The sequence below is a fragment of the Permianibacter aggregans genome (assembly GCF_009756665.1).
GTDB classification, from domain to species: Bacteria; Pseudomonadota; Gammaproteobacteria; order Enterobacterales; family Permianibacteraceae; genus Permianibacter; species Permianibacter aggregans.
Genome location: NZ_CP037953.1, coordinates 123,413 through 140,071 on the forward strand (window position 1 = coordinate 123,413; position 16,659 = coordinate 140,071).

General features: G+C 53.6%; 12 protein-coding genes and 2 pseudogenes. 9 read left to right on the forward strand and 5 right to left on the reverse strand.

The window, feature by feature from the left end; all coding sequences use genetic code 11:
* Positions 1–5 precede the first annotated feature (5 nt).
* The 3 genes from mfd to hflD are packed head-to-tail and all read left to right on the forward strand — an operon-like array spanning position 6 to position 4,942.
* Positions 6–3,437 (forward strand): transcription-repair coupling factor, encoded by a 3,432-nt coding sequence (gene mfd, locus E2H98_RS00565; protein ID WP_133593428.1) that lies wholly within the window; start codon positions 6–8, stop codon positions 3,435–3,437.
* Positions 3,438–3,496: 59 nt separating this feature from the next.
* On the forward strand, positions 3,497–4,279 hold the full coding sequence (locus tag E2H98_RS00570) for a CsiV family protein (protein WP_157591195.1): 783 nt from the start codon (positions 3,497–3,499) through the stop codon (positions 4,277–4,279).
* Between the two features lie 24 nt (positions 4,280–4,303).
* Complete coding sequence (gene hflD, locus E2H98_RS00575; protein WP_133593432.1) at positions 4,304–4,942, forward strand: high frequency lysogenization protein HflD; 639 nt, start codon at positions 4,304–4,306, stop codon at positions 4,940–4,942.
* 267 nt (positions 4,943–5,209) lie between these two features.
* Here hflD and E2H98_RS00580 read toward each other — a convergent pair whose 3' ends face one another.
* Together E2H98_RS00580 and E2H98_RS00585 are read right to left on the reverse strand one after the other, a co-directional pair.
* Positions 5,210–5,662, reverse strand: a complete 453-nt coding sequence (locus tag E2H98_RS00580; RefSeq protein WP_133593434.1) for a hypothetical protein — start codon at positions 5,660–5,662, stop codon at positions 5,210–5,212.
* Between the two features lie 126 nt (positions 5,663–5,788).
* Positions 5,789–6,346 (reverse strand): NnrU family protein, encoded by a 558-nt coding sequence (locus E2H98_RS00585; RefSeq protein WP_133593436.1) that lies wholly within the window; start codon positions 6,344–6,346, stop codon positions 5,789–5,791.
* 216 nt (positions 6,347–6,562) lie between these two features.
* Here E2H98_RS00585 and E2H98_RS00590 point away from each other — a divergent pair, with 216 nt between their 5' ends.
* The gene (locus E2H98_RS00590) at positions 6,563–7,252 is read left to right on the forward strand and encodes a putative 2OG-Fe(II) oxygenase (protein WP_133593438.1); all 690 of its coding nucleotides are present in this window, start codon (positions 6,563–6,565) and stop codon (positions 7,250–7,252) included.
* Positions 7,253–7,262: 10 nt separating this feature from the next.
* Here E2H98_RS00590 and E2H98_RS00595 read toward each other — a convergent pair whose 3' ends face one another.
* A complete protein-coding gene (locus E2H98_RS00595) occupies positions 7,263–7,643 on the reverse strand; it encodes a VOC family protein (RefSeq protein ID WP_133593440.1) in 381 nt (126 codons plus the stop codon).
* 253 nt (positions 7,644–7,896) lie between these two features.
* Between E2H98_RS00595 and E2H98_RS00600 the strand changes: the two are divergent.
* Positions 7,897–8,915: pseudogene (locus tag E2H98_RS00600) on the forward strand (IS110 family RNA-guided transposase).
* Positions 8,916–9,367: 452 nt separating this feature from the next.
* Positions 9,368–10,386: pseudogene (locus tag E2H98_RS00605) on the forward strand (IS110 family RNA-guided transposase).
* A gap of 338 nt (positions 10,387–10,724) precedes the next feature.
* On the opposite strand, the gene E2H98_RS00610 reads toward E2H98_RS00605, so the two are convergent.
* Both E2H98_RS00610 and acnA read right to left on the reverse strand, forming a co-directional pair.
* A complete protein-coding gene (locus tag E2H98_RS00610; RefSeq protein WP_133589633.1) occupies positions 10,725–11,126 on the reverse strand; it encodes a nuclear transport factor 2 family protein in 402 nt (133 codons plus the stop codon).
* A gap of 93 nt (positions 11,127–11,219) precedes the next feature.
* A complete protein-coding gene (gene acnA / locus E2H98_RS00615; protein ID WP_133589635.1) occupies positions 11,220–13,901 on the reverse strand; it encodes an aconitate hydratase AcnA in 2,682 nt (893 codons plus the stop codon).
* A 272-nt stretch (positions 13,902–14,173) separates the two neighbouring features.
* Here acnA and purB point away from each other — a divergent pair, with 272 nt between their 5' ends.
* The 3 genes from purB to E2H98_RS00630 all read left to right on the forward strand — a co-directional run bounded on the left by purB (position 14,174) and on the right by E2H98_RS00630 (position 16,632).
* Complete coding sequence (gene purB / locus E2H98_RS00620) at positions 14,174–15,541, forward strand: adenylosuccinate lyase (protein ID WP_133589637.1); 1,368 nt, start codon at positions 14,174–14,176, stop codon at positions 15,539–15,541.
* A 193-nt stretch (positions 15,542–15,734) separates the two neighbouring features.
* Positions 15,735–16,154, forward strand: coding sequence for a BsuPI-related putative proteinase inhibitor (locus tag E2H98_RS00625; RefSeq protein WP_133589640.1), 420 nt, complete (start codon positions 15,735–15,737; stop codon positions 16,152–16,154).
* Positions 16,155–16,182: 28 nt separating this feature from the next.
* Positions 16,183–16,632 (forward strand): hypothetical protein, encoded by a 450-nt coding sequence (locus E2H98_RS00630; protein ID WP_133589643.1) that lies wholly within the window; start codon positions 16,183–16,185, stop codon positions 16,630–16,632.
* Positions 16,633–16,659 lie beyond the last annotated feature (27 nt).

Consider the following 16,659-nt stretch of genomic DNA (forward strand, 5'->3'; position numbering starts at 1 on the left):
CTGTTTTGCTGGCTTTCCTGCGCGCTCTCGACTCCCTGAAATTCCACCCCGGCTTCCGTACACCGATGCCGACCTGCCACGGCGCTGCCCAAGCGCTGGCACTGGCGCATTTGGCGCGGCAACGGGGTCGGATGTTGGTGGCAGTAACGGCCGACAGCCCAAGCGCCATGCGCCTGGAGCAAGAGCTGAAGACGTTGGCGCCGGATGTGCCAATCCGCCATTTCCCGGACTGGGAAACCCTGCCCTACGACACCTTTTCACCGCACCAGGACATCGTTTCCGAACGCCTGTCGACGCTGGTTGAATTGCAACAGCCGCAACAAGGCATCCTGCTCCTCGCCGCGCCGGCCCTGCTGATGCGGGTTACGCCCAAGTCCTTCGTCAATCTGCACAGTTTGCTGGTCAAGGTCGGCGACCGCATGGACCTGCCGGAATTGCGCCGCAAGCTGGAGCAATCCGGCTACCGTTGCGTCGCCGAAGTCATGGAGCACGGTGAATTTGCCGTACGTGGAGCACTCGTTGATTTGTTCCCAATGGGTAGCGAACAACCATTCCGGCTCGACTTCTTCGACGACGAAATCGAATCGATTCGGGTGTTCGATGTGGATAGCCAGCTTTCTCGTGACTCGCTGAACGAAATTCGTTTATTGCCTGCGCATGAGTTTCCTTGGAATGACGATGGTATTACCGCCTTCCGTCAGGCCTTTCGCGCCCGCTTCGACGCGCTACTGCATCCGGAATCGATTTACGGCCAGATCAGCAAAGGCTATTTGCCGGCGGGCATCGAGTATTACCTGCCGCTGTTTTTCCCCTCACTGGCGACGTTGTTTGATTATTTACCCTCAGACAGCTTGTTCGTCACGCTCGGCAATCTGCAGCCCGCTGTCGAACACTTTTGGCGCGACTTGCAGGAGCGCTATGAAGAGCGCCGCGTGGACACGTTCCGGCCATTGGTTGCACCTGGCGAACTGTATTTAAAAGAAGAAGAATTGTTCGCGACGTTGAAAAATTATGAGCGATTGAGCAGCGAGCAAACATCCGATGTTGCGCTCAGTCAGCCGCTGCCCAACCTCAATATCGATACGCGTGCATCGGTGCCGTTTTCCGCTCTGCAAAGTTTTTCTTTGCAGCACCAAGGCCGGCTAGTCATTGCAGTCGACTCCGCTGGTCGGCGCGAAGTACTGCTGCCGTTGTTCAAACAAAGTGGTCTCGAGCCGGAACTGTTTGATGACTGGCAAAGCGCCATCGACAGCAAAGCAAAACTGGCGCTGACTGTAGCACCGGTCGAGCGCGGTTTTATCAGCAGCGACGGCATGCTCGCGCTCGTTACCGAAGCTGATTTGTTCGGCGCGCAAATGGTGCAGCAGCGCCGTCGCCGCGCGAAGGTCACCGACCCCGATGCCGTTATCCGCGATTTGTCGGAATTGCGCATCGGTGATCCGGTCGTGCATATCGAACACGGCGTTGGCCGTTATCAAGGTTTGCAAATCATCGATGCCGCTGGCGTGCAAGCCGAATACCTGGTGCTCGAATACAGCGGCAACGACAAGCTCTACGTTCCGGTGCAATCACTGCATTTGATTGGTCGTTATCTGGGTGCCGCCGCTGATGCGGCACCGTGGCACAAGCTCGGCACCGAGCAATGGAGCAAGGCTCGCCAGAAAGCCGCAGAAAAAATTCGCGACGTGGCGGTTGAACTGCTGGACTTGCATGCCCGCCGTGCCGCCTCGGAAGGCTTGAAAGGTGAAATCGACGAACTGGAATATCAGCGCTTTGCCGCCGGTTTCGCGTTTGAAGAAACGCCCGATCAGGAAGCGTCAATCAAAGCGGTACTGAACGACCTGAAACAAAAACGCCCCATGGATCGTCTGGTATGCGGCGACGTGGGCTTTGGTAAAACCGAAGTGGCCATGCGCGCCGCATTTGCCGCCGTGCAGAATGGCTGGCAGGTGGCGGTGCTGGTGCCGACCACCCTGCTCGCTCAGCAGCATTACAACAACTTTACCGATCGTTTTGCCGATTGGCCGATTCGCATCGAGCTGCTATCTCGCTTCAAAACCGACAAGGAACAAAAAGTCGCGATCGAGGCGATGGCCGAAGGCAAAGCCGATATCGTTATCGGCACCCACAAACTGATCCAAGGCGATATTCGCTTTGCCAAATTGGGTTTGCTGATTGTTGATGAAGAGCACCGCTTTGGCGTGCGCCAAAAAGAGCAAATCAAGGCATTGGCGGCGAACGTGCACTTGCTGACGCTAACGGCAACCCCAATTCCACGCACACTGAATATGGCGCTGTCCGGCATTCGTGATTTGAGTTTGATCACAACGCCGCCAGCGCGTCGTCTGTCGATCAAAACCTTTGTCCGTGAACGCAACGACGCCTTGATCAAAGAAGCCATCTTGCGGGAAACGATGCGCGGCGGTCAGGCCTATTTCCTGCACAACGATGTCGACAGTATCGAAGTCACCACCTCGAAACTGCAGGACTTATTGCCGGATGTACGCTTTGGTTTTGCCCATGGCCAAATGCGCGAACGCGAACTCGAGCGCATCATGCGTGATTTCTATCACCAACGTTTTCAGGTGCTGGTCTGCACGACCATTGTTGAAACCGGCATCGATATTCCTACCGCCAATACGATGATTATCGATCGCGCCGATAAATTCGGTTTGGCGCAGCTGCATCAGCTGCGTGGTCGGGTCGGGCGTTCCCATCACCAGGCTTACGCGTATCTATTAACGCCACCACCGGCGCTGCTGACGCCCGATGCACAAAAGCGCTTGGAGGCGATTGAAACCTTCGACGATCTCGGCGCTGGCTTCCTGCTGGCTTCGCAGGATTTGGAAATTCGCGGTGCCGGTGAATTGCTCGGTGAAGACCAAAGTGGTCAGATCGAAGGCATCGGTTTAAGCCTTTATATGGAACTGCTCGATAACGCCGTGCAAGCCTTGAAAGACGGCAAAGAACCGACGTTGCCACAAGCACTCGGCGCCAAAACCGAAATTGAATGTGGCCTGCCGGCGCTGCTGCCGGATGATTACGTCACCGATATCGGTATGCGCTTGAGCCTTTACAAACGCATCGCCAGCGCCAAAACGCCGGAAGCCTTGGAAGATTTGCAAAGCGAAATTGTCGATCGCTTTGGTGTATTGCCTACGGCCAGCGGCAACCTGTTCAAACTGGCGGCCATTCGGCTCGACGCCAGCAAGCTTGGCTTGAAGCGAATCGAAATCAGCGCCGCTGGTGGTCGAGTGGAATTTTCCAGCGATACCCAGGTCGATCCGATGCGCCTGATTGAACTGGTGCAAAAGCAACCGCAGCTCTATCGCTTCGAAGGGCCGCAGCACATCCGTGTACGCAAGGACTTGAGCAAACCGGAAGACCGGCTACCGTTTCTGCAGGCCCTTATACAAACATTATCGGTACGTAAATGATAGAATCGCGACTCTTTCGCTCGGCCAAAAGCCGATTACAGATTGGAGTATCCCGTCGAATGCGTTGGTTGATCATCCTGTCGTTGCTGCTGCAAGCCGGTGTAAGCCGCGCCGCCGACCGCTGGTATGAAATCGAGCTGATCGTGTTCGCCTATGCCGACCCGGCAGAAGCCAGCGAATTGTGGCCGGCATTACCGGCAGAGCCGGATATCACCGATGCCATTCTGGCGCCCGGCACCATTGTGCTGCCAACCCTGCCCAGTAATCCGCTGGCGCCCTCGACGCGCGAATTATTGCGCGTCTCGACGGTTCCGCCGAACCAATACCGTTTGAACGCCGCCTATCAGTCTTTGACCCGAAGCCGACTTTACACTCCAATCCTGCACACGGCCTGGCGCCAACCGGTAGGCAGTGGCCGCAACACGCTGAAAGTGCGTATTGCCGGCGGTAAGGATTTCTCCGGCGTATACGGTATCGATGGCGAGCGTCTTGATACCGGTTCACCACCGGCGATGTCCGGTCTCTGGCAGATTGACGGCTTTGTCAGCTTTCGTTCCCAGCAACTGTTGTTTGCCACCGTCGACATGATATTCCGTCGTGAGCAAACGGTGATTCCTGCGGTTGCCACACCGGTCGCGCCAGAATCAAACCTGAGCTGGCAAACGACGACGCCTGAACCGGTAGCCATTGAACAAAAAGTGCAGTTCTACCGGCTGAATCAAAGCCGCCGCGTGCGCAGTGGCGAAGTGCAGTATTTCGACCACCCGATGTTCGGCGTCATTGTCGAAATGCGACCGCTGGAGCCGGGGCTTGAAGAACAACTCGAAGAATTGACGCAATAAGCGCTACGGAAATCCGGATTCATCATGCTGTTTCTATCGCAGGAAAAAGCCGACAAGTTAGTCATCCCGCTGGCCGGCATTTGTCAGGCCGCGCGCACCGTGCACGAAATCGCCCACACCGGCAAATTCGACTGGCAACAAGTCGAACCGTTGGTCGAAAGCGTATTGAAGATTGACGCGCCAACCGTCGATGCCATTTACGGCGGCGTCGACAAACTGAAAATCGGCTTGCTTACTGTCTGCGATCAACTGAGCATGCAAACCGCCAAACGCGATCTGCAAATTGGCCGCTACGTCGCCAGCCTCGTGCAACTCGAACACCAGTTGCAACGCAACCAGGCAATGAGCGACACCCTCGGCGCCCGCCTGCAACAAACCCAACGTCTACGCAGCCATCAACCTGACGATATTGATGCGCTGATTGCATCATTGGCTGGCATTTATTCCGACACGCTGTCGACGTTGCCACTGCGCATTCAAGTCAGCGGCGAAGCCCGTCATCTACAAGCAAAAGAAAACCAGAATCGGATCCGTGCGATGTTGTTGTGTGGCATTCGCAGTGCGGTATTGTGGCGTCAGTTAGGTGGACGCCGTCGGCATTTCCTGCTGGCAAGAAAGGCACTTTTCCAGGCCGCAAGAATGCGATTGCAAAAACTCGATTAATCGCACGTCGATAATAGCGAGGAGCCTTCGCACCACAAACGTAGGTGCGAATTTATTCGCACAACCCCATCTTTCATCCGGAAATCTGTCCGAATAAATTCGGACCTACATATCTGTCAATTTTTTCTGAAGAGATTTCTGCCCATTGAACGGGTCATGCCCCGCCATTATTTCGTCACAAACCGAAATGGTGCGTCGTGACGCGCCCTACGCTTGCTACTCTACTACTTCACATAACAAATCGTGAATCACCATCTATAACTGATTCTAGTTTATCAATTCAAAAATTCTCATTATTAAAACCTTCACCCCATCAGACGCAGCGCCTTCCACTCCCTTCCCAATAACGCGACGTATTTTTACGATAATTGGCTCTTTTTTATCCTTAAAACCGAGTGAGGTCGGAAGGTAGCCCAGCACTGTCAGTCCACGAAGTGTCAAAACAACCTTCCGAAATACGCCTTCTTCTTCGGATTCATATCGAAGAAACCCTTCATCTCTAAGCCAACGCATTGTTGCTGAAAAATGAGGTAAATAATCGACCTGTCTTGACTTCGGTCCAACATCAAAAATTGTCGAGATTACGAAATGTAAACCATCAAAGTCCTTCGTTTCGGGAAAGCACTCGTAAAGTTCGTCAAAAATTCTTAGCGTAAGCCAATTGAATGCTTGGATATTAAAGGCATCTCTTTCAGATATGTTCACTTTACCAGTTAACACACGACCTCAAGTTTAGTTCACTTAGGGAGCAATGGATTACGCCACATTACAGCCCGTGTAGGGCGGGTCATGACCCGCCATTCTTTCATCACATGCGGATGGTGCATCATGGCGCACCCTACGACTTCATGGCATCAGAGGCATCCCCGCATAATACCGATGCGCCCAAACCAGAAACAAAAATACGGCGGCTACGACAAACAAGACCAACAGTTCTTTACTCCAAGATGCCGTCACCTCGCCTTTCTTCGCTCCACGTCGATTGGCCAGCACGATATCGGTCACGCTATAGGTCAGAAACGAACCGAACAGCAGTATCGACATCAGATCGCCGTTGGCCAGTAGATGGGCAACGGCCCAGAGTGAAACACCAACCAGCATCGGGTGAGCGGTCAACTTACGAACTCGACAGCCTGCTCGACGACCAATAACGAAATACAGAGCGAGGAACACCAAGGGGATCGCCAACATTCGGCCGAAAGCAGGCGGCTCGTAAAGCGGGACGTAAGGCGCTTCGCTGACGCCAACGATAATCAGCAGCAAGCCGACTGCCGCCATCAATGAAAAGCCAAGCTTGTAGATGCCTTCGCCATAACGGCCGATAAGCTTGCCGCGTAGCGAGGTCATTGAAGGCAGAAAATGCACGGTAAAGAATATCAATAAACCGGCGACTAACAGTGCCATGGCGAACCCTCCGTTAAATGCCGTTCTCAATAAGTACTTTGGTCCGAAGAAGACAGCTTGCCATCGGTTGTATGCACCTGGCTAGTCGGTTTGTATCTTGTCCATTTGGCGTTGCAGCAAACTCAGATTGTGGTGCAAGTCACAAAATCATCCGCTGCCGTGATATGCTGCTGTGCACTCCACGCTTGTTGTCTGCCTGTAAGCGAGTGCGCTGTCATGGATGATGTATCCAGCTCTGTTCTATCGTTGTTTCCCACCACGGTTTTGCGTTTTGATGTGGCCAAGCATGCCATGCTTCGCGACGAGCTGATTGCTTGCGTTCTTGAGCTTCAACAGCGCAGCCTGGGCGTGCAGAAAACCAATATCGGCGGCTGGCATTCGGCAACCGATCTTCATCTCCTTGATAACCCCACCATACTGCAGTTAACACAAGCCTTCCGCCTGGCCATGAGTCAATGGGCCGACCAATTTTTTGTGCTCTCGCGTATGCCTGACCCTAAGGGGTGGCAGCTGGAAATGTGGGCCAATATCAACCGATTTGGTCATCGCAACCGAGCGCACGATCATTTTCGCAGTGGCATTGTTGCCTCGGGTTTTTATTATTTGCAGTGCGGCGGAGAAAACGTCGGCGGCGAAACGGTATTCATTAATCAGCAATCTCGCCCGTTATTTATCGAAAGCGAAACACCACTGAAATGTTCCCGCCTAAGTATCACGCCGGTTGATGGTCAAGGTTATGTCTTTCCCAGTTGGCAGGGTCATGAAGTGCAGCCATATCGAGGGGAGCTGCCGAGAATCACCATGGCATTCAACGCCGGCCATCCCGACCTGCCGTTAACGCGTTACGGCGACAAAGTGCGCCGTGAAAAATGGCGCAAAGCCTGGCGTAAGTTATTTACCGATTAATTGACATCATTCAGTGGGCATCCGGATCATTCTGCATGATGCCAAACACATTGCTTTCGGTGTCTTTGCAGTAAATCAACCAACCGACACCGGGTATTGCCATTTTCGGCACCACGACTTCACCACCGTGGCTCGCGACCTTCAGTGCTATGGCATCGACATCATCAACGGAAATGGTGCAGACATACGCGATAACGGCTTGACCATCTACAGCGTGTCGGCGTCGCATCAAACCACCGTTAATACCGGGCTCGCTGTCGTCACCGGTAATAACTACCCAGTATTCATTGTCACCAAAGCGGTTGAATGACCAGCCGAACAGGCTTTGGTAAAACTGCATGCCGCGATCGGGTTTGTCGCAGTGAATTTCAAAATGGATGACCCGGCCCATGCTTTTCCTCCGTGATGTTTTTGGTGAAGTGATACTTTTTATAAAGCGACGTTCTCCGGTTTTCGTGATAATGATTTCGTGATTGGGTACGATTTTAACGTCCGATAGAGTTGTAGGTCTGATTCAAAAATTTGGCAATTCCATGGTGATTTGTGCGAATGAATTTGATGGTATGGACTCCTCCCATCCACGGCATCGAAGTGCCAGACTGAGATTGACGAGTCATGTCAGTCACAGAAGGAAGGAGTCCGTTATGAATATTAAGCGCATCGGAATCGACCTGGCAAAGCAGGTTTTCCAACTTCATGCGGTCAATGACCACGACAAACCAGTGATGAACAAACGCCTCAGCCGTCAACAGATGCTGCCGTTCTTCGCCAAGCTGGCCCCGACGCTGATTGGTATGGAAGCCTGTGCGGGTGCGCATTACTGGGCACGCCGGCTGACGAGCCTGGGCCATGTGGTCAAGCTGATGCCGCCGCAGTTCGTCAAACCCTATGTCAAATCCAATAAGAACGATGCCAATGACGCCGAAGCGATTTGTGAAGCGCTGTCACGACCGACGATGCGCTTTGTCACGGTCAAGCCACCGGAGCAACTGGCACTGCAAGCCTTACATCGGGTGCGTCAACGAGTAACCCGTGCCCGCACCGCCTCATCAACGAAACCAAAGGGTTATTGGCTGAGCACGGCATTGTCATCTCGACGCATGGCGCCACGGCATTGTGTCGTCAGTTGCCGGCGATTATCGACGAACCGCGCAATGAGCTGTGTCCGTTGATGCGGCAACTGTTGCGTCAGCTTTATGACGAGCTGACGTTCATGAGTGCACAACTCGATGCCCTGACCAAGCAGGTGCTGGCTTGCGTGAAAAACGATGAACGCATTCAGCGACTGCTGGCCATCGAAGGCATTGGCCCCATCAATGCTTCGGCATTAGTTGCGCAAGTGGGTGATGCCAAACAATTTCGCAGCGGGCGACAATTTGCCGCGTATTTGGGCTTGGTGCCAACGCAACATTCGAGCGGAGGCAAAGAGCGTCTGGGACGTATCAGCAAGCGCGGAAATCCATTACTGCGAACCTTGCTGATTCACGGCGCCCGAGCGGCGGTAAATGCCAGCCGAAAAAAACACGATGCACGCAGCCTGAACATCCAGGCATTGGAGGCAAGACGCGATACCAATGTCACCACCGTCGCCGTGGCCAACAAAAACGCGCGCATCATCTGGGCGTTGTTAAGCAAAGGCGAATGTTACCGGAACAGCAATTAAGCGATAGGAGTTAACCCACCAGAGATTGCCAAGTCATCGAGAATGGCACAACGGTAAGACCGGCACACCATGATGCCGCTAGGTGCGACGGCCTCCTGAACAGGAAAGGCCGCGAATTCGATAGGCACGGTGTGAGCGAAAACCATTATGGCCAGAGCGATTGATACGCTCACCAACAGGTCGGATATACGTTTGCAGTCTCATTCCTTTGTCGCTTTCGACGATGGCTTGCAATAGGGGAGGAGTCCATATACGCACCTACATTCATCGGCAACTCTGTGATGGCCAGGCATTCAACGTCCGACAGCGTTGGGCGTCTGTTTCAAAAGCTTGGCGGCTGCGCTGCCACTTGTGCGAATAAATTTGATGGTATGGACTCCTCCCATCCACGGCATCGAAGTGCCAGACTGAGATTGACGAGTCATGTCAGTCACAGAAGGAAGGAGTCCGTTATGAATATTAAGCGCATCGGAATCGACCTGGCAAAGCAGGTTTTCCAACTTCATGCGGTCAATGACCACGACAAACCAGTGATGAACAAACGCCTCAGCCGTCAACAGATGCTGCCGTTCTTCGCCAAGCTGGCCCCGACGCTGATTGGTATGGAAGCCTGTGCGGGTGCGCATTACTGGGCACGCCGGCTGACGAGCCTGGGCCATGTGGTCAAGCTGATGCCGCCGCAGTTCGTCAAACCCTATGTCAAATCCAATAAGAACGATGCCAATGACGCCGAAGCGATTTGTGAAGCGCTGTCACGACCGACGATGCGCTTTGTCACGGTCAAGCCACCGGAGCAACTGGCACTGCAAGCCTTACATCGGGTGCGTCAACGAGTAACCCGTGCCCGTACCGCCTCATCAACGAAACCAAAGGGTTATTGGCTGAGCACGGCATTGTCATCTCGACGCATGGCGCCACGGCATTGTGTCGTCAGTTGCCGGCGATTATCGACGAACCGCGCAATGAGCTGTGTCCGTTGATGCGGCAACTGTTGCGTCAGCTTTATGACGAGCTGACGTTCATGAGTGCACAACTCGATGCCCTGACCAAGCAGGTGCTGGCTTGCGTGAAAAACGATGAACGGATTCAGCGACTGCTGGCCATCGAAGGCATTGGCCCCATCAATGCTTCGGCATTAGTTGCGCAAGTGGGTGATGCCAAACAATTTCGCAGCGGGCGACAATTTGCCGCGTATTTGGGCTTGGTGCCAACGCAACATTCGAGCGGAGGCAAAGAGCGTCTGGGACGTATCAGCAAGCGCGGAAATCCATTACTGCGAACCTTGCTGATTCACGGCGCCCGAGCGGCGGTAAATGCCAGCCGAAAAAAACACGATGCACGCAGCCTGAACATCCAGGCATTGGAGGCAAGACGCGATACCAATGTCACCACCGTCGCCGTGGCCAACAAAAACGCGCGCATCATCTGGGCGTTGTTGAGCAAAGGCGAATGTTACCGGAACAGCAACTAAGCAAAAGGAGTGAACCCACCAGAGATTGCCAAGTCATCGAGAATGGCACAACGGTAAGACCGGCACACCATGATGCCGCTAGGTGCGACGGCCTCCTGAACAGGAAAGGCCGCGAATTCGATAGGCACGGTGTGAGCGAAAACCATTATGGCCAGAGCGATTGATGCGCTCACCAACAGGTCGGATATACGTTTGCAGTCTCATTCCTTTGTCGCTTTCGACGATGGCTTGCAATAGGGGAGGAGTCCATATACGCACCTACCTTATCGAGCTTTTCAAGCCCGAACATCAACATTGAATTGTAGGTTCGAATTTATTCGAACAACGACCTCAATGCATCACTTCTTGCCAAAGGGCAATTCACCATCGACGGACAACATATTCTCCACCACGGCCGCGTTATAAAACACTTCCAACTTCTGGATTTTGCCATTGTCGATCTGCGCCCACAACGCCACCCGCACATCGCCGATCGGCTCGAAAAAGGTTTTGTAATCGACCATCATGCAGACTTCATCACCTTCGCCGATGATGCGACGGGCATCGATATCTTTCAGAATCGGCGCCATGCTGAACATGAACGTCAGCATCTGATCGGCGTTGTCGAACACCATATTCGGACCGACGTAAACAAAATTCTCATCGGCGAGCAATTGCCGGGCTTTTTTGAAGTCCTGCGCCTCAATGGCTTTGACGTAAGCCAGGATAATGTCTTTGTTGCTCGCTACGGTGTTACTCATAGAACGTGTCCCGCTCTCTTGTTTTGCAATGCGCTTCTTAAAAACAAAGGGCCGCTTGCGTTTCCACAAACGGCCCCTACTACCTTCACTGCATTACGACGCAATCATGTTGCGCAGTACGTACTGCAGGATGCCGCCGTTTTTGTAGTACTCGACTTCGTTGGCTGTGTCGATGCGGCACAACACTTTGATGCTCTGCTTGGAACCGTCTTTACGAACGATTTCCACATCCAGTTGCTGGCGCGGTTTCAGGCCAGCAGCTTGTCCTGTGATGCTGATTTTCTCGGAACCGTCCAGCTTCAAGGATGACACGGAATCGTTACCGACAAATTGCAACGGCAGCACGCCCATGCCAACCAGGTTCGAGCGGTGAATACGCTCGAAGCTTTCCGCGACAACGGCTTTGATACCGAGCAGATTGGTGCCTTTGGCGGCCCAGTCACGTGACGAACCGGTGCCGTATTCTTTGCCGGCAAACACCACCAGCGGCGTGCCACTGTCGATGTATTTCATCGCGGCATCGTAAATCGACATCTTGTCGCCAGTCGGCTGGTAAATGGTGTTGCCACCTTCTTCACCGCCGAGCATCAGGTTCTTGATGCGGATGTTGGCGAAGGTGCCGCGCATCATCACTTCGTGGTTACCACGACGGGCACCGTAGGAGTTGAAATCTTCCGGAGCAACGCCTTGCGCTTGCAGGTATTTGCCTGCCGGGCTCGTGGCTTTGATGTTACCGGCCGGAGAAATATGGTCAGTGGTAATCGAGTCACCAAACAGCGCCAGGACGCTGGCATTTTTGATGTCTTGCACTGGCTTCAGCGGCTTGCCCACTTCGGTGAAGAACGGCGGGTTTTGTACGTAAGTGGACTTGTTGTTCCACTCGTAGGTTTTGCCTTCACCAACCTTGATCGCGCTCCAGTGTTTATCACCGGCGAATACATCCGCGTAACGGGCATTGAACATCTTGTTGTCGACCAGACGCACGGCATTGGCGACTTCTTCGTCGGTCGGCCAAATGTCTTTCAGGAACACGTCTTTGCCGTCATTGCCTCTGCCGATTGGATCTTTCGACAAATCAATACGAGTCGTACCGGCCAACGCGTAAGCGACAACCAATGGTGGCGATGCCAGGTAGTTGGCTTTTACCAGCGCGTGTACACGGCCTTCGAAGTTACGGTTACCGGACAACACAGCGGAAACAACCAAATCTTTATCGGTGATGGTTTTGCTGATGTTGTCATCAAGCGGACCGGAGTTACCGATACAGGTTGTGCAGCCATAACCGGTCAGGTTGAAACCAAGCTCATTCAGGTAATTCTGCAGACCAGCTTTTTCCAAATAATCGGTGACAACTTTCGAGCCCGGTGCCAATGAAGATTTGACCCATGGCTGACGACGCAGGCCTTTCTCGACCGCACGCTTGGCGACCAGACCAGCGGCCATCAATACATACGGGTTCGAGGTGTTGGTGCAAGAGGTGATCGCGGCAATGACGACATCGCCATGGCCCATGTCGAAACTAGCGTTTTCCACTTTATGACGGGTGGCTTTTTCGGCGGCTTTGCCAGCGGTTTCCAGCATCAAATCAAAACCACTGCCGAGTTGCGTCATCGGTACGCGGTCTTGCGGACGCTTTGGACCAGCAAGGCTTGGCTCAACGGTGGACAGATCCAGGCTCAATGTTGAGGTGAATACCGGATCTGGCGAGCTGGCATCGCGCCACATGCCTTGGGCTTTGCAATAGGCTTCGACCAGATCGCAGGTCTCGTCGTCGCGGCCGGACATGCGCATGTAGTTGATGGTTTCGGCGTCAATCGGGAAGAAGCCGCAGGTGGCGCCGTATTCCGGCGCCATGTTGGCGATGGTTGCGCGGTTGGCGAGCGGCATCGAGTCGAGGCCTGGGCCATAGAATTCGACAAATTTGCCGACCACGCCGTGCTTACGCAGCATTTGGGTGACAACCAGCACCATATCGGTGGCGGTAACACCTTCGCGCAGCTTGCCTTCAAGGCGGAAGCCGACGACTTCAGGAATCAGCATCGTTACCGGCTGGCCAAGCATCGCCGCTTCGGCTTCGATGCCACCGACGCCCCAGCCCAGAACGCCCAGACCGTTAATCATCGTGGTATGCGAGTCGGTGCCGACGCAGGTATCCGGGTAGGCAACGGTTTTGCCGTTGACGTTAGCAGTCCATACCGCTTTGGCCAGGTATTCGAGGTTGACCTGGTGGCAAATGCCGGTACCGGGAGGCACTACACGGAAGTTGTTGAAGGCTTTCTGGCCCCAACGCAGAAATTCGTAACGCTCACCGTTGCGCTGGTATTCGATGTCGACGTTTTCATCAAACGCCGTCGGGCTGCCGAACTTGTCGACCATGACCGAATGGTCGATGACCAGATCAACCGGGCTCAACGGGTTGATTAAGTCCGGGTTGCCGCCAGTCTTGGCGACCGCGTCGCGCATCGCGGCCAAATCGACAACGGCGGGCACACCGGTGAAGTCTTGCATCAGAACGCGTGCCGGGCGGTATTGGATTTCACGGTCGGAAGTGCGGTCTTTCTGCCATTCCACCAACGCCTTGATGTCGTCAACCGACACGGTAACGCCATCTTCATAGCGCAGCAGGTTTTCCAGCAGCACTTTCAGCGAGTACGGCAGCTTGCTGACGTCGCCGAGCTGTTTTTCAGCGGTTTTCAGGCTGAATAAGTCGTAGTTTTTGCCTTTGACGGCTAGGGATTGGCGTGTTTTGAGACTGTCTTGACCGACCGATGACACTTCGGCATCTCCTCGTCGAGTGATACGGAAAAGTTATAAGAATGTGGTGAAAAGCGCCCGCTCTTGCAGCGGATTCGCGCAATTATAGCGAATCAACCGCCCAATTTCTTGTCCTGCACCAATCGTTCTATCGATGGCGGGACATCGGTTAAAGATCGAGCAGTATCGGGGAACGTTCGCGGCCATTTCGCGAACATGGCCGGGGCAGCCCGCTTTCCGGTAAAATGCGCGCCCTTCCGACTCCGTCTACCGACTAGCTATAGGAACTCCTGATGGAACTGTCCGCACTGACCGCGATTTCCCCCGTCGACGGCCGCTATGCCAGCAAAACCAGCGCCCTGCGCCCGATTTTCTCCGAGTACGGCCTGATCCGTTATCGCGTTATCGTGGAAATCCGCTGGTTGCAGGCGCTGGCTCAGGAAGCCGGTATTCCGGAAGTGCCGGCCTTTAGCGCTCAGGCCAACAGTCTTTTAGACGAGCTGGCCCGCACTTTCTCACTAGAAGATGCACAGCGGGTCAAAGACATCGAAAAAACCACCAATCATGACGTCAAAGCAGTTGAATACCTGCTGAAAGAGATGGTGGCTGGCAACGCCGAAATCGCCAAGATCAGTGAGTTCATTCACTTCGCCTGCACTTCCGAAGATATCAACAATTTGTCTTATGCACTAATGCTGCACGATGCCCGCGAAGAAGTGTTGCTGCCGATCATGGACCGTCTGATTGGCGCCATTCGCGATCTGGCCGTGCGCTACGCTGACATTCCATTGATGTCACGCACCCATGGACAACCTGCCTCCCCGACTACGCTTGGCAAAGAAATGGCTAACGTTGTTGCCCGTCTGCGGCGCCAGCGTGAGCAGTTCGCCAACGTCGCCATTCTCGGAAAAATCAATGGCGCCGTCGGCAACTACAACGCGCACTTGTCTGCTTACCCGGATGTTGATTGGCAAGCGTTCGCGAAAAACTTTATTGAGAAACTGGGCCTGCAACAGAACCCGTTCACAACGCAGATTGAGCCGCATGACTGGAACGCCGAATACTTCCACTCGCTGATCCGCTTCAATACCATCCTGCTCGACTTTGATCGTGACGTTTGGGGTTATATTGCGCTTGGTCACTTCAAACAAAAAACCGTTGCCGGCGAAATCGGCTCGTCGACAATGCCGCACAAAGTCAACCCGATCGATTTCGAAAACTCCGAAGGCAACCTCGGTATCGCCAACGCCATTCTCGATCACCTGGCGATGAAACTGCCGGTCTCCCGTTGGCAGCGTGACCTGACGGACTCCACCGTGCTGCGCACCATCGGCACTGGCGTTGCACACGCTTTGATCGCGTACGAGAGCAGCCTGAAAGGCATCGGCAAACTGGAAGTCAACGAGAAATCGCTGGCCGACGAGCTGAACGACAACTGGGAAGTGCTGGCCGAGCCGATTCAAACCGTTATGCGTCGCTATGGCGTAGAGAAACCTTACGAGAAACTGAAAGAACTGACCCGCGGCAAGAAAATCGATGCGGCAGCAATGCAGGCATTTGTCGATGGCCTCGATATTCCCGACGAGGCGAAAGCGCGGCTGAAAGCGATGACGCCAGCCAGCTATATCGGTAATGCTGATACCCAAGCGAAAAATATCTAGCACCGAATTTGCTCTCTACCCGTCATCCTCGCCTGCGACCTATACGGATGTAGGAAGTGTCGCAATGAGTAATGAACTCATGCGACCGCGGGGATGACGCCGCTCATTATTTTTCATTTCCAGCATCTAATCCCATTTGCTCCAGCATCGCGCGTATACTCCGTAGTAACCACCCACGGATCGGCGCAACTCAATGAAAATCACCACCGAGCTGAACGCACTTCATCTGGTCCCGAGCGAAACCAAACCCACTGTCAATATTCGCATGACCATTTCCAACGACAGCAATAGAGACATCGTGCTGCGTTTCAACTCCGGTCAGCAATTCGACATCATTCTGCGTAGCGCAGAAGGCGATGAGATCCGCCGCTGGAGCGATGACATGATGTTTATGCAGATGCTGAATGAAACCATTATTTCCCCGAATAGCAGCGAAACGTTCGCAGGTGATTTGCTACTACTTGATAGACAAGAACAGCCGCTACCGATTGGCAGTTATTTGCTTGAGTTTGAGTTGAAAGGTAGTCCAGCGCCCGATGCGGGGGCCTTCAAGACAACGACAATAAAGTCCATTTTGCCGCTGTTTATTGATCAGCGAATGCGCGCAAGTTGAATGAACACTGCATTACGCTTGATGCAGCGTGAGAGCTGATTCTGGCGATAAGTTATTGGAAGATTTGAGTCTCATGAGAAGAATAAAGACGGCGGCTCTACTTTCGGCTTTTCTCATTTTTCCTGATAGCGCTTTTGCCCATGGCGGTGGCTGTTCGACTCCCCAATGGTTGGTGGACATTTATATTGGGTTGGGGATTGTCAGCGCGATAGCGTTTATTGGTTCGCTGCTTTATGGGCTTTTCGTGATTCGTGGAAAGGTTTGGTGGCAGCTTTTCAGTCGCCTGTTTCTATTGCTGCTGGCGTTTTCCTGCTCGTTTGTTTATTTCTTTCTGAATCTCGGATTTTTGATGAGCTGTGGCAGCCGCCATACCGTTTTCATTGTTATGGCTGCAAATTTGATACCAGCGACAGTTGTCGCATTGCTGGCAGTTTGGTTCAGAAAGTTGGGGCTTAATCGCTTTTCTTCGCCGCCTTAACGACTAGATCCATGTTGTATCTTGCTG